Source organism: Streptomyces thermoalcalitolerans, from assembly GCF_039525155.1.
GTDB lineage: Bacteria > Actinomycetota > Actinomycetes > Streptomycetales > Streptomycetaceae > Streptomyces > Streptomyces thermovulgaris.
Genome location: NZ_BAAAHG010000021.1, coordinates 33355 through 46614 on the forward strand (window position 1 = coordinate 33355; position 13260 = coordinate 46614).

The 13260-nt window shown below is 72.0% G+C and carries 10 protein-coding genes; 2 read left to right on the top strand and 8 right to left on the bottom strand.

The window, feature by feature from the left end:
- Positions 1-38: 38 nt before the first annotated feature.
- Positions 39-1079: an LLM class flavin-dependent oxidoreductase gene (locus tag ABD224_RS14610; RefSeq protein ID WP_344049975.1), complete on the bottom strand. Its 1041-nt coding sequence runs from the start codon at positions 1077-1079 to the stop codon at positions 39-41.
- Positions 1080-1321: 242 nt separating this feature from the next.
- On the opposite strand from ABD224_RS14610, the gene ABD224_RS14615 reads away from it, so the two are divergent.
- Complete coding sequence (locus tag ABD224_RS14615) at positions 1322-1663, top strand: ATP/GTP-binding protein (RefSeq protein ID WP_344049977.1); 342 nt, start codon at positions 1322-1324, stop codon at positions 1661-1663.
- A gap of 265 nt (positions 1664-1928) precedes the next feature.
- On the opposite strand, the gene ABD224_RS14620 is transcribed toward ABD224_RS14615, so the two are convergent.
- The 7 genes from ABD224_RS14620 to mce all read right to left on the bottom strand — a co-directional run bounded on the left by ABD224_RS14620 (position 1929) and on the right by mce (position 11848).
- Positions 1929-2792: an ABC transporter permease subunit gene (locus ABD224_RS14620; protein ID WP_344049978.1), complete on the bottom strand. Its 864-nt coding sequence runs from the start codon at positions 2790-2792 to the stop codon at positions 1929-1931.
- Positions 2789-4003 carry an ATP-binding cassette domain-containing protein gene (locus ABD224_RS14625; protein WP_344049979.1) on the bottom strand — a complete coding sequence of 405 codons (1215 nt, stop codon included), beginning with the start codon at positions 4001-4003 and terminating at the stop codon, positions 2789-2791. Before ABD224_RS14625 ends, ABD224_RS14620 begins: the two co-directional genes overlap by 4 nt.
- Positions 4004-4115: 112 nt before the next feature.
- Complete coding sequence (locus ABD224_RS14630; protein ID WP_344049981.1) at positions 4116-4883, bottom strand: ABC transporter permease; 768 nt, start codon at positions 4881-4883, stop codon at positions 4116-4118.
- A gap of 3 nt (positions 4884-4886) precedes the next feature.
- On the bottom strand, positions 4887-5903 hold the full coding sequence (locus ABD224_RS14635; RefSeq protein WP_344049982.1) for an ABC transporter ATP-binding protein: 1017 nt from the start codon (positions 5901-5903) through the stop codon (positions 4887-4889).
- Positions 5904-6001: 98 nt separating this feature from the next.
- Positions 6002-6937 carry a coiled-coil domain-containing protein gene (locus ABD224_RS14640; RefSeq protein ID WP_344049983.1) on the bottom strand — a complete coding sequence of 312 codons (936 nt, stop codon included), beginning with the start codon at positions 6935-6937 and terminating at the stop codon, positions 6002-6004.
- A gap of 453 nt (positions 6938-7390) precedes the next feature.
- Positions 7391-11200 carry a polarized growth protein Scy gene (gene scy, locus ABD224_RS14645; protein WP_344049984.1) on the bottom strand — a complete coding sequence of 1270 codons (3810 nt, stop codon included), beginning with the start codon at positions 11198-11200 and terminating at the stop codon, positions 7391-7393.
- 207 nt (positions 11201-11407) lie between these two features.
- Positions 11408-11848 carry a methylmalonyl-CoA epimerase gene (mce, locus tag ABD224_RS14650; protein WP_067397850.1) on the bottom strand — a complete coding sequence of 147 codons (441 nt, stop codon included), beginning with the start codon at positions 11846-11848 and terminating at the stop codon, positions 11408-11410.
- 148 nt (positions 11849-11996) lie between these two features.
- Between mce and ABD224_RS14655 the strand changes: the two genes are divergently transcribed.
- Entirely contained in the window at positions 11997-13214 is a 1218-nt protein-coding gene (locus ABD224_RS14655; protein ID WP_344049985.1) for an acetyl-CoA C-acetyltransferase, read from the top strand.
- Positions 13215-13260: the final 46 nt, after the last annotated feature.

The window sequence follows — 13260 nt, forward strand, 5'->3', positions numbered from 1 at the left end:
AAGCCGTTCGTGGGGTGGGGCTGCTCCCAGGTGCCCGCTCAGCGGAGGCGGGGCAGTACCTCGGCGCCCAGCCGTCGTACGTTCTCCCCCGTCGCCACCAGGTCGCCCGAGCCCTCCACGAGCAGGGCGAAGCGGGAGATGCCGGTCCGCTCGAAGGTTGCCGCGAGCCGGTCGGCGCACAGCTGCGGGGGACCCACCGGGTGCAGACCGCAGAGCAGTTCGGTGTACTCCAGGGGATCGCGCATCCGGCGGGGCCGGCCGTCCACGGTGACATGGGCGTCCAAGCCCCGTTTCAGCCATCCTGGCATCGCCTTCAGCAGCGTCTCCACCGCTTCCGAGCGCCGGTCCGCGATCTGACAGACCCCCGCGGAGACATGGGCGGCGTTCCGGATCTCCTCGTCCGTCCGGCCCGCCGCCCGCGCACACCGCCGCCACAGGGCGACCATCTCGGCCTTCTCCTCGTCCCCGACGTGCATGCCCAGCAGCATCGGCAGTGCGCGCTCCCCGGCCAGCCGGACGCTCGCCGGAGAGGTGCAGGCGACGAGGACCTCGGGGCCCTCCGCCTTCGCCGAGCCCTCCGGAAGCGCTTCCGACGGGCGCGGTACGACGGGCACCTCACGGAAGGTGAATCGTTCCCCCGAGGCCGACACCGAGGGTTCGCGCAGCCAGCGCAGCAGCAGGTCCAGCGACTCCGGGAAGTCCTTCTCGTACGCCTCCAGCCCCGTGCCGAACACCTCCAGGTCCACCCAGGGGCCGCCGCGCCCCACCCCCAGCGAGAACCGTCCGCCGCTCGTCACGTGCAGCAGCGCCGCCTGCTCGCCGAGCGCGACCGGGTGGGTGGTGGGCAGCACACTGACCGCCGTCCCCACTCTCAGACGGCGGGTGCGGCCGAGCAGCAGCGCGGCCAGGGTGATCGCCGACGGACATGTCCCGTACGGAACGAAGTGGTGCTCGGCCAGCCAGACCGTGTCCAGCCCGGCCTCCTCGGCGATCTCGGCGGAGCGGACCGCCCGGTGCAGCGCCTCCCCCTGGCCCTGCCCCGGGAACTGGGCCGCCAGCACGAAACTTCCTACGCGCATTGCTCTTCCTGCTTCCTCGGCTCCGACACGGAGCTCCCCGTCGGGCATAACCGCCCGACACGTGCCGAAGTCACGGCCTGGCGAAGAGATTTACGGATTGTCTGCGGAATGGGAGGCGAGACGGCCGCAACGGACGGCGTCAACGAGGGACTTGGAGAGATCGGTTTCGTACATCCGCCCCTCACGGCGGCGCGTAGGCTGGAGAAGGTCCGTGTTCTCCGTACATGTCCGTGAGGTGTTCCGTGTCCCCGCGTCGCAACCGACCCAAGGGTGGAAGAGGTGCTGCCCGGCCCGGACGGAGCGCCGCGGACGACTCCGCGGACCGCTACGGAGGCTGGCAGTTCACCGAGACCTGGCAGGGCGAGGACTGGAGTGTGCGCCATGTCGCGGGCGCGAGCGCCCAGGGCAAGACCTACCGCTGCCCGGGCTGCGACCAGGTGATCCCCTCCGGCGTCCCGCATGTGGTGGCCTGGCCGCAGTACGCGGGCGTGGACGACCGCCGGCACTGGCACAAGGCGTGCTGGAACGCGAGGGACCGCCGCACCGCACGGGTGCAGCGCTCCCGCAACGCGCCGCGGTTCTAGAAGGGGTTCCGGAAGGGGCCGGAAGGAATCCGGGCAGGAGCCCGGAAAGCGTCCGGAAAGGGGCCGGAAAGCGTCCGGACGGGGTGCCGTTCGGACCCCGCCGCAGGGCGCGGGCTCCGGCTGCACGGCACCGCTCGCCGGGGCCGGCCCGGTCCGATCCGGAGGACGTTCCGATCCGGAGGACGTCCCCGGCCGCCGTCGCTTTTCCGTCGTCCGCCCGCGGAAGGAGCCGGAGGGCGACGGCAGGACCCCGGGTCCGTCGAAGTCAGACGTCCCGCTTCTGCAGCAGCACGCAGGCGGCGGCGAATGCGACGGCCGTCATGCCCAGGATGATCCACAACGAGTCCCAGCCGGACGGGCCGGAGTCCCTGAGCGTGGTGCCGGAGTTGGCGTAGAAGATGGCCATCTGGCTGGGGATCGAGTAGTTGAACAGGGCGTCCCGCACCTTCTCCAGCGATTCCACCTGCATGAACGCCGCGATGACCAGCGGGGCGAGCACCACACCGATCATGAGGGTGATGGCTCCCGCCGAGTGCCGCAGGATCGCGCCCACCGCCAGCGAGAGCAGGCCGAGCAGGGCCAGGTAGAGGCTGATGCCGAGCGTGCCCCTGAGCCACTCCTCGCCGGTCGGCTGCCGGGCGTCGGTGCCGTCGAGCAGGGCCGTGTGCACCAGGGCGACGAGCCCGGCGGAGAACAGGGTGGCGGTGAAGGCGACGAGGAAGAACACCACGGCCTTCGCCGTGAGCACCCGGACACGGCTCGGGCAGGCCGTCATCGTGGTGCGGATCATGCCGGTGCCGTACTCCGAGGCCGTGGTCAGCACCCCGAGCGTGATGATGCAGACGCTGCCGACCAGCAGCCCGAAGAAGCCGAGCGCCAGCGGGTTCTCGCCGCCGTGGAACTCCGAGGGCGACCTCACGATGACCCAGGCGATCAGCGCTCCGATGCCGAGCACGATCAGCATGTAGATGCCGAGGGTCCACACCGTGGACCGCACCGACCTGATCTTCGTCCACTCCGAGGCGATGGCGTGCCCCAGATGGGCGCGCACCATGGGGATCGGCGAGGTGTAGCCGTTCTCCCAGGAGGGCGGCGCGGCCTGCGGCAGCGGAGTCTGCGGTGTGCTCATCGGGCGTCCTCGGACGGGGCGGAGTCGGCGGAAGCGGCGACCGGCGCGGACGGCTGCTCGGACGCGGCGGAGGCCGTCCGCGGCGCGGGAGCCGCCGAGTCCGGCTGCCGGGCCGGGGCGGACGCCCCGGGGGTTCGGGGCGTGTCCTGGGCGTGCGCGTCCGTGTCCGAGGCGGACGGACGGTCCCGCTGGGGCGGCGGTGGGACGTACCAGCCGGGCTGGCCCTGGCCGGGGACCGGCAGGGGCGGCTCGGCGCCGGGCGGTAGGGGCTGCATCAGACCGGCCTTCTGGTCGGTGGTCGAACGGTAGTCGACGGCCTCCTGGGTCATCCGCATGTACGCCTCCTCCAGCGAGGCCTGGTGCGGTGACAGCTCCCACAGGCGTACGCCCGCCTCGTGCGCGAGGTCGCTGATACGGGGCAGCGGCAGCCCCGTCACCCGCAGCGCGCCGTCCTGCTCGGGCAGCACATGCGCGCCCGCCTCCGTCAGCACGGACGTCAGCTTCTCCCGCTGCCGCGGCTCGGTGTCGGGCGTACGGACCCGGGCGAAGCCCGCGGAGTTCGCGGCGATGAAGTCCTTCACGCTCATGTCGGCGAGCAGCCGTCCCCGCCCGATGACGATCAGGTGGTCGGCGGTGAGCGCCATCTCGCTCATGAGGTGGCTGGAGACGAACACGGTCCGTCCCTCCGCCGCCAGCGACTTCATCAGATTGCGGACCCAGAGGATGCCCTCGGGGTCGAGACCGTTGACCGGCTCGTCGAACAGCAGTACCTGCGGGTCGCCGAGCAGCGCGGCGGCGATGCCGAGCCGCTGGCCCATGCCGAGGGAGAAGCCCTTGGACCGCTTCTTCGCCACGTCGTGCAGCCCGACCACGTCCAGCACCTCGTCCACCCGGCGGGCCGGGATGCCGGAGAGCTGGGCCAGGCACAGCAGATGGTTGCGCGCGCTGCGTCCTCCGTGCACGGCCTTGGCGTCCAGCAGCGCGCCGACCTGACGGGGCGCGTTCGGCAGTTCGCGGTAGGGGCGGCCGCAGATCGTCACCGTTCCGGAGGTGGGGTTGTCCAGACCCAGGATCATCCGCATGGTCGTCGACTTGCCCGAGCCGTTCGGTCCCAGGAAGCCGGTGACAGCGCCGGGACGCACCTGGAACGAGAGGTTGTCCACGGCGAGCTTGTCGCCGTAGCGCTTGGTCAGGCCGACTGCCTCGATCATGCTCCGCACCCATCGAAAGGTTCAGGACAGCGGGACACACGCCCCCCGCAAGGGTTAGGAGGATAACCGGGCGCCGATGGTTCCGCCCAAGAGGAAGCAAAGCTCCCGGCCGTCAGGCGTCCCGCTTCCGCAGCAGCAGATAACCGCCGACGAGCGCCGCGATCACCCACAGCACCATGATCCCGAGCCCGCCCCAGGGGCCGTAGGGCGTGTCGTCGCCGGCCGGGATGACCACCTGCATGATGCGGCTGCCGGCCTGGTCGGGCAGGAACTGGCCGAACTTCTTCGTCGCCGGGACGGCGCCGAGGATGTTGGAGATCAGGAAGAAGAACGGCATCAGGATGCCCAGCGACAGCATCGGCGAGCGCAGCATCACGGCGATGCCCATGGAGAACATCGCGATCAGCGCCATGTACAGACCGCCGCCGACCACCGCCCGCAGCACGCCCTCCTCGCCGAGCGAGGTGCCCAGCGAGCCCAGCAGCGCCTGCCCGAGGAAGAACGCCATGAAGCTGGTGACCATGCCGACCACGAGCGCCAGCGTGGTCGCCACCGCCACCTTGCTCGTCAGGAAGGCGCCGCGCCGCGGCACGGCGGCCAGGGAGATGCGGATCATGCCGGTGCTGTACTCGTTGGTCACCACCAGCACACCGAACACGATCATCGCCAGCTGGCCGAGCCCCATGCCGGCGAAGCTGATGTAGGTCGGGTCGAAGGAGAGCCGGTCCTGCTCCCCCATGTCCCCGAACCCGCGCCGGGCCAGGGCCGACACCAGCATGCCGAGTGCGACGGTGACGACCAGGGCCAGGGACAGGGTCCACACGGTGGACGCCACCGACCGGATCTTGGTCCACTCCGACCTGATGATCTGGGTCGTCATGGCTCAGCTCTCCTTCTTCGTGTCCGCGGCCACGGGCTGGGCGGGCGTCGCGGCGGGCTCGGCCGGCTGGGCGGGTGCCGCGGCGGGCTCGGCCCCACCGGTCTGCCGCGCCTGCCCGGTGTGCGCGTGATACTCCACCGACCCGGCCGTCAGCTGCATGAACGCTTCCTCCAGCGAGGACTGCCGGCTGCTCAGCTCGTGCAGCACGATGCGATGCTCGGCGGCCAGCTCACCGATGCGCTCCGCCTTGCCGCCCTCCACCTCGAGCAGCCCGCCGTCCTTCTCCACGGCCGTGATCCCGGCCGTGTGCAGCACGTCGAGCATCCGCTCGCGCTCCGGGGTGCGGATCCGGACCCGGCACTGGGAGTTCTGCGCGATGAAGTCGGCCATGGACATGTCCGCGAGCAGCCGGCCCCGGCCGATGACCACGAGGTGATCCGCTGTCAGTGCCATCTCGCTCATCAGGTGCGAGGAGACGAACACCGTGCGGCCCTGGGCGGCGAGCGACTTCATCAGGCTGCGGATCCACTGGATGCCCTCGGGGTCGAGACCGTTGACCGGCTCGTCGAACATCAGGATCCGCGGGTCGCCGAGCAGCGCGGCGGCGATGCCGAGCCGCTGGCTCATGCCGAGGGAGAAGCCCTTGGCCTTCTTCCGTGCGACCGGGGTCAGGCCGACGACGTCCAGGACCTCGTCCACCCGGCGGGCCGGGATGCCGTTGCTCTGCGCCAGGCACAGCAGATGGTTGTAGGCGCTGCGTCCGCCGTGCACGGCCTTGGCGTCCAGCAGGGCGCCGATGTACGTCAGCGGGTTCTTGAGCTCCTGGTAGCGCCGACCGTCGATGCGCACACTGCCGGCGGTGGGGTGGTCCAGGCCGAGAATCATCCGCATGGTCGTCGACTTCCCGGCGCCGTTCGGTCCCAGGAAGCCGGTGACGGTGCCCGGCCGGACGGTGAAGGTGAGGTTGTCGACCGCCAGCTTGTCCCCGTAACGCTTGGTCAGCCCCTCGAGCTCGATCATGCGGCCCACGCTAGAACAGTCGTGAAGCTCCCCGCCAGTTGAATGAGGCAGGGAGCTTCACGGCATATCGGCCCATGCCGGGCAAAGCGGTGCAGTCGTTACCGGGACTGCTGGGCGGGAACGCTGCGGGAGACCGACTCGTCCTCGGTCGGCGAGCTCGTGGCGGCCACCGCGGCACCGGTGAGGGTCGCCAGCATCTCGCGCACGTTCGTCAGCTGGGCGTTGATGGAGTCGCGGCGGTTGGTCAGAGCCGCGAGCTCGCGCTCGGACTCCGAGCGGATACGGTCCGCCTTGGCGTTGGCGTCGGCCACGATGTCCTCGGCCTGACGCTGGGCCGTCTCCACCGTCTGACGGGCGCGGCGCTCGGCGTCGGTGCGCAGCTTCTCGGCCTCCAGGCGCAGCTGCTCGGCGCGGTGCTCGATCTCCGCCAGCCGCTTCTCCGCCTTGGCCTGACGGGCCGCCAGGTCGCGCTCGGACTGCTCACGCCGCTTGGCGAGGTTCGTCTCGAAGTCGGCGGCGGCCTGGGCGGCCTTGGCACGGGTCTCCTCGAAGAGGGCCTCCGCCTCCTCCCGCTTGGACTGCGCGTCCCTCTGCGCCTCGGCGCGCAGCTGGGCGGCCTCGGCCTGGGCCTTCTCGACGATCCGGATGCCCTCTTCCTCGGCCTTGGCCTTGCGCTCCGCGGCGTAGGCCTCGGCGTCGTTGCGGACCTGCTGGGCCGCGGCCTCGGCCAGCTCGCGCTGCTGCTCGGCCGCGCGCCGGGCCTCCTCACGCAGATCCTTGGCCTCCTCCTCGGCGAGGCGGAGGATCTTCTCGACCCGTGCACCGAGGCCCGCGTACGACGGTTCCGCGTCACTGAGCTGGGCCTGGGCGTTCTGCGTCTCGAGATGGAGCTCCTCGATGCGCTTCTCCAGGGCGCTGATGCGGGCGAGAGCACTGTCGCGGTCGGAGACGAGCTTGGCAATACGTTCGTCCACCTGAGCGCGGTCGTACCCACGCCGCACAAGCTCGAAGCCGTAGGGGGAAGTGTCGCTCATGGGGTTCCTGTCGAAAGAGACCGGTGAGGTGATAGGTGGAATCCTAGGCGCCGAAGCGGTGTGTCATCGAGCGGATACGTGTTTGATCTGGAGAATGACACCTCTTTTGAGTGGCTGACCGCCGGAAGCCTTGCCAAGAAGCGGGGCAAAGCCCCGCGAAAGGCAGGAATCCGGTTCTCCGGCGCGGGGACCGCCCGGCGGGTCCCGCCGCGGGCGCGGGGCCGGCATGCTCCATCCGGGTTCCGCGGGCAGGGAGTTCCGGCGGCGTGCCCGTCGCTTTCCGGCCCGGGCTCCGTGAGCAGGAGGACCCCATGGGCTCCGTGAGCAGGAGGACCCCATCGCGCCGACTTCCTCCTCCTCCGTGCCTGCGCCACACACCGGACCCCGCCCGGACCGCGCCCGGGCGGCTGTGCCGAGCACCACGACCTTATCCCGGCCCGCCGTGCCGGACGGTCACCCCTCCGACGACTTGCCGCCCGACCGGGGTGCCCCCACGCCCGCCTTGATCCCGCCGTCCTTTCCGGACGGCGGGGCCTCGAACGACTCCAGCGCCTCCAGGACGTCCTGGACCCGGGAGATCTCGGCGTTGATGTCCTCGCGCCGGCGCATCAGGATCTCCAGCTCGCGCTTGCCCTCCTCGACCGTGCGCCGCGCCTCGCGGACCGCCTCGGCCTTCAGCTCCTCGGCCTCCTTGACGAGCGTCGCCTTCTTCTGCTCGGCCTCCTTCAGCAGCGCCTCGGCCTTCTTCACCGCGGCGATGCGCACCTTGCCGGCCTCGGTGTTGGCCTCCGAGACGATCTCCTTGGCCTTGGCCTGTGCCTTGGCCAGCTGCTCCTCGGCCGCCTTGATGAGCGCGTCGCAGCGGTCGCCCGTCGACTTCATCGTCTCGGCGGCCTCGCGGCGGGCCCGCTCGTGCAGCTCCTCGATCTCGCGCGTCAGACGCTCGCGCAGCTCCTCCGCGCGCTCCCGGATCTGGGTGGCGTCCCGGCGGGCGCCGACGAGCAGCTCGTCCGCGTCCGTGCGGGCCTTCTCCACCATCGCGGTGCCCTCGATCCTCGCCTCGGACAGGATCCGCTCGGCCTCCTTGCGGGCCGCGCCCACCATCGTATCGGCCTGGGACTCCGCCTCCGCCTTGGTCTCGACCGCGCTCGCCTGCGCCTCGGCGAGCAGCTTGTCGGCCTCGGCCGTGGTCTCCGTGATGAGCTTGTCGACCTGCTCGGCGGCCTCCGAACGCCGCTTGTTGGCCTCCTGGCGGGCCTCGTCCAGGGTCCGCTCGGCCTCCGCGCGGGCCTCGGTGACCAGCCGCTCGGCCTCCTCCTCCGCCTCGGTCCTGAGCCGTTCGGCCTCCTTGCGGATCCGCTCGGCGTGCGTCTGCGCGGAGCCCACCGTCTCGGCGGCCTCGGCACGCAGCCGCTCCGCGTCCCCGGTGGCGTCGGAGATCAGCTTCTCCGCCTCGGCGACGGACTCGGCCCGGACCCGCTCGGCCTCCGCGCGGGCCTCGGACAGGAGCGCGTCCGCCTGGGCCGCCGCCTCCGAGCGGATGCGGTTGGCGTCCTCGCGGGCCTCCGCGCGGGTGCGCGAGGCGTCCTGCTCGGCCCGGGCGACGGTGTCGGAGGCCTCCGTGCGCGCCCGCTGGGCGTGCTCGACGGCGTCGGCGCGGACCCGGTCCGCCTCCGCGATCGCCTCGGAGACCGTGCGCTCGGCCTCGGCCTTGGCGGCCTCGGCCTCCTCCTGCGCCTCGCGCCGCAGCCGGCTCGCGTCCTCGCCGGCCCGCTCCCGCTCGGCGTAGGCGTCGGCGCGGACCCGGTCCGCCTCCTCCTCGGCCTCCTTGCGGGTGCGCTCCGCCGCGTGCTCGGCGGCCGAGCGCAGTCCGGCGATCTCCTCCTGCGCCTGCTCGTGCAGCCCGGCCACGGAGTCCCGTACCTGCTGGGCGTGCTGTTCGGCGGCGGACACCAGCTCGGTGGCGCGCCGGTCGGCCTCCTCCACCAGCCGGGTGGCCTCGGCCTCCGCCTCCTCCACGCGCTTGCGCGCGGAGGCCAGCAGCTCCTCGCTCTGCTCGCGGGCCCGCTCGCGCTCCTGGTCGGCCTCGGTCCGCGCGGCACCGAGCAGTTCCTCGGCCTCGCGACGGCGCCGGGCCGCCTCCTCCTGGGCGGCGGCCAGCGCCTCGGACGCCTCCGTGCCCAGCCGCTCGGCCGCGGCCTGGGCCTCCGCACGGACCCGGTCCGCGGTCTCCTGGGCCTCCGTCCTGAGCCGCTCGGCCTCGGCCGCTGCCTGCGACCGCAGCCGTACGGCGAGGGCCTCGCCCTCCGCGCGGGAGGCGGACGCGTCGGCGGCGGCCTCGGCACGCAGCCGCTCGGCCTCCTCCTCCGCCTGCTGCCGCAGCGTCCGGATCCGCTCGGCGGCCTCGCTGCGCAGCCGCTCGACCTCCTCCGCGGCCTCCCGGCGGATCCGGGCGGCCTCCTCGCGGGCGTCGGTCAGCGCCAGCTCGGCGGCGGCGAGACGCTCCTCGGCCTCGGTGCGCAGCCGGGCGGCCTGCTCGGCGGCCTCCGCCTGCCGGGCCGCCGCCGCCTGCTCGGCCTCCTCGCGCAGCTCGCGCGCGGCCCGCTCGGCCTCCGCCTTGACGGCCTCGGCCTGCTCGGCGGCCTCCTCGCGCTGCTTCTCGGCCTCCTTGCGGGTGCGCTGCAGGGTCTCCTCGGCCTGCCGGCGCAGCGTGGTGGCCCGTTCGATCGCCTCGGTGCGGACCTTCTCGCTGTCGGTCTGCGCGGTGGTGCGCAGCTCGTCGGCGTCCGCCTTCGCCTTGGCCAGCAGCTCCTCGGCGGACTTGGCCGCCTCCTCGATCTGCGCCACGGCCTCCTTGCGGGCCTCGGCGCGGATCTTCTCGCCCTCGGCGACCGCCTCGGCCCGCAGCTGCTCGGCCTCGGCGCGCAGCCGGCGGGCCTCCTCCTGCAGCTGGACCGTCTTGGCGCGGTACTCCTTGGTGTCGTCCTTGGCGGCGCCCTTGAGCTGCTCGGCGATGCTCTGCGCCTCGGCGCGCAGCCGCTCGGCCTCCGCCTCGGCCTCCTTGCGGATCCGCTCGGCCTCCTCGGCCGCGGCCCGGGTGGTGCGCCGGGCGTCCTCCGACGCCTTGTTCAGCACGTCCTCGGCGGTCTTCGCCGCCTTGGACAGCTGGGTCGCGCTCTCCTCGGCGGTGATCGTGCGGGCCTTCTCGGCGGCCTCCGCGACGATCTTCTCCGCCTCGGCACGGGCGTCCGCGATCACCTGCTCGGCCTCGGCCTTGGTGGCCTCGGCCTCCTTGGTGGCCTCCTCGACCAGCCGGGCGACCTGCTCCTTGGCCGTGCGCGTGCGCTGCTCGTTCGCGGCCTCGGCGGTGGCCAGCGTCTTCGCCGCGGTCTCCTTGGCCTCGGCGACCAGCTTCTCCGCCTCGGACTGCGCCTTGCGCAGCGCCTCCTCGGCCTGGGCCATGCGCTGCTCGGCGGCCCGGCTCAGCTCGGCGGCCTGGCGGCGGGCGGCGTCCGACTCGCTCAGTGTGGAGGTGCGCAGCTGCTCGGCGTGCTCGGCGGCCTCCTGGGCCTGGAGGGAGGCGGCGTTCAGCAGCCGTTCGGCCTCCGCGCGGGCACGGCGCAGGACCTGCTCGGCCTCCGCGCGGGCCGCCTCGGCCTCGCTCTGCAGCCGCTGCCGGGCCTCCGCGGTCAGCCGCTCGGCCTCCGCGCGGGCGGCGGCCATCGTCTGCTCGGCCTCCGCGCGGGACTCGTCGAGCAGACGGCGGGCCTGCTGCTCGGTGCGGGCGCGCAGCTGCTCGGCCCACGCGACGTTCTCGTTGACGTGCGACTCGACGGTCTTCCGGCGCTCGGCGAGCTCCTGGTCGAGCTGCTGGCGCCGGCTGACGGCCTCGGCGTGCAGCTCGGCCTGCAGACGCGCGGCCTGCTCGGCGTGCTCCTGGAGGATGCGCTGGGTCTGCGCCCGGGCCTGGCTCAGTTCGCGCTCGGCGTCCGCGCGGATCTGATCGGCCTGCATCTGCGCGTTGCGCAGCAACTGCTCGGCCTGGTAGCCGATGTCGGCACTGTCGTAGGCGGGCCGGGACATGAGAGCGCGGCGCGCCTCGTGCAGCTTGGCGCGCAGCACCTCGACCTGGTAGCCGAGGTCCTCGGCATGCTGGATCGCCTTGTCCCGCTCGGTTTTCAGCCGTTCCATCTCGGCCTCGAACCGAGAGAGGTGGTCGACGTCAGCCGCCGGCTCTCGCTCCTGGCGTTCGTAGCCCCGCACTGCGCGGTCCCATCCGTCCCCTGGTCGCAAGCCTGTCCAAAGAGCTCCGTCCATCCGCCGAACGGGGCCCCCGGGGAATGGTGTCAGATCAACGGCGGAGCGTGCGCTGCCGCCCCGGCGTTCGTCCCCCGAAACCGGACCCCGGAAAGCGGTCGCATCGCAGTGGACACGACCGCTCCCAACCCTACCGGCCCTTTTGTACGTGGGTCAGTGCCGATCCGACTCAACAGGCGCCGAAGTGACCAGTTCTGTCAGCACGCCATGACAGTCCTTGGGGTGCAGGAAGGTGATCCGTGACCCCATGGAACCGCGTCGCGGCTCGTCGTACAGAACGCGTACGCCCTTGCCGCGGATCTCGGCGGCGTCCGCGTCGACGTCCGCCGTGCCGAAGGCGATGTGGTGCACGCCCTCGCCGTTCTTCGCAAGCCACTTGGCGACGGGGGAGTCCTCGCGGATGGGCTCGAGGAGCTGGAGGTAGGACGAGCCGCCGTCGGAGGTATCGTTGATCTTGAGCATGGCCTCGCGCACGCCCTGCTCCTCGTTGACCTCGGTGTGGAACACCTCGAAGCCGTAGGTGGCCCGGTAGAACTCGACGGTGGCGTCGAGGTCGTGGCAGGCGATCCCGATGTGGTCGATTCGCGTCAGCATGGGTTCAGTGCAACGCGCATCGGATGGTTACGCAACGTGCGCGCGATCACACTCACCGCCGGATGACGGGGCGGAGGACCCCTCAGTACATTCGAGGTAAACCCTCGTTCACTCCTCGGCTGTCCAGCCGGTAAGGGGATCGCAGCTCATGTCTTCTGGAACCTCAGGAACGTCCGGAACGAACAGCTCGGTGATCGTCGCGGGCGCCCGTACGCCCATGGGACGACTGCTCGGCTCGCTCAAGTCCTTCTCGGCCGCCGACCTCGGCGGCTTCGCGATCAAGGCCGCCCTCGACCGTGCGGGGATCGGGGGCGACCAGGTGCAGTACGTCATCATGGGCCAGGTGCTCCAGGCCGGTGCGGGGCAGATCCCGGCACGCCAGGCCGCGGTCAAGGCCGGCATCCCGATGAACGTCCCGGCGCTCACCGTCAACAAGGTCTGCCTCTCCGGTCTGGACGCCATCGCCCTGGCCGACCAGCTGATCCGCGCGGGTGAATTCGACGTGATCGTCGCCGGCGGCCAGGAGTCCATGACCAACGCCCCCCACCTGCTCCCCAAGTCCCGCGAGGGGTACAAGTACGGCGCCGTCCAGGTGCTGGACGCCATGGCCCACGACGGCCTGACCGACTCCTTCGAGGGCATCGCCATGGGCGAGTCCACGGAGAAGCACAACGCCCGTCTGGGCATCGGCCGCGCCGAGCAGGACGAGATCGCCGCCCTGTCCCACCAGCGCGCCGCCGCCGCGCAGAAGAACGGCGTCTTCGAGGCCGAGATCACCCCGGTGGAGATCCCGCAGCGCAAGGGCGACCCGGTCCTGTTCAGCAAGGACGAGGGCGTCCGCGGCGACACCACCGTGGAGACGCTGGCCAGGCTGCGTCCGGCCTTCGCCAAGGACGGCACGATCACGGCCGGCTCCTCCTCGCAGATCTCGGACGGCGCGGCGGCCGTGGTGGTGATGAGCAAGGCCAAGGCGCAGGAGCTGGGCCTGGAGTGGATCGCCGAGATCGGCGCCCACGGCAATGTGGCCGGCCCGGACAACTCCCTGCACTCCCAGCCCTCCAACGCGATCCGGCACGCGCTGAAGAAGGAGGGCCTGGAGGTCTCCGACCTCGACCTCATCGAGATCAACGAGGCGTTTGCCGCGGTCGCCGTGCAGTCAATGAAGGACCTCGGCGTCTCCACGGAAAAGGTGAACGTGAACGGCGGCGCCATCGCCCTGGGTCACCCGATCGGGATGTCCGGCGCCCGTATCGTCCTGCACCTGGCCCTGGAGCTGAAGCGGCGCGGCGGCGGCATCGGCGCGGCCGCGCTGTGCGGTGGCGGCGGCCAGGGCGACGCGCTGATCATCCGGGTGCCGGAGGCGTGACGGACCCCGACGGCGCGATCCCCTTCCCCGACCGACCCCTCTCGTA

Bases quoted from the DNA above. Each gene is read 5' to 3' on its own strand.
- ABD224_RS14655 (WP_344049985.1), top strand. From the start codon at position 11,997: ATGTCTTCTGGAACCTCAGGAACGTCCGGAACGAACAGCTCGGTGATC.
- ABD224_RS14640 (WP_344049983.1), bottom strand. From the start codon at position 6,937: ATGAGCGACACTTCCCCCTACGGCTTCGAGCTTGTGCGGCGTGGGTAC.
- ABD224_RS14625 (WP_344049979.1), bottom strand. From the start codon at position 4,003: ATGATCGAGGCAGTCGGCCTGACCAAGCGCTACGGCGACAAGCTCGCC.
- mce (WP_067397850.1), bottom strand. From the start codon at position 11,848: ATGCTGACGCGAATCGACCACATCGGGATCGCCTGCCACGACCTCGAC.
- ABD224_RS14630 (WP_344049981.1), bottom strand. From the start codon at position 4,883: ATGACGACCCAGATCATCAGGTCGGAGTGGACCAAGATCCGGTCGGTG.
- ABD224_RS14620 (WP_344049978.1), bottom strand. From the start codon at position 2,792: ATGAGCACACCGCAGACTCCGCTGCCGCAGGCCGCGCCGCCCTCCTGG.
- ABD224_RS14635 (WP_344049982.1), bottom strand. From the start codon at position 5,903: ATGATCGAGCTCGAGGGGCTGACCAAGCGTTACGGGGACAAGCTGGCG.
- ABD224_RS14610 (WP_344049975.1), bottom strand. From the start codon at position 1,079: ATGCGCGTAGGAAGTTTCGTGCTGGCGGCCCAGTTCCCGGGGCAGGGC.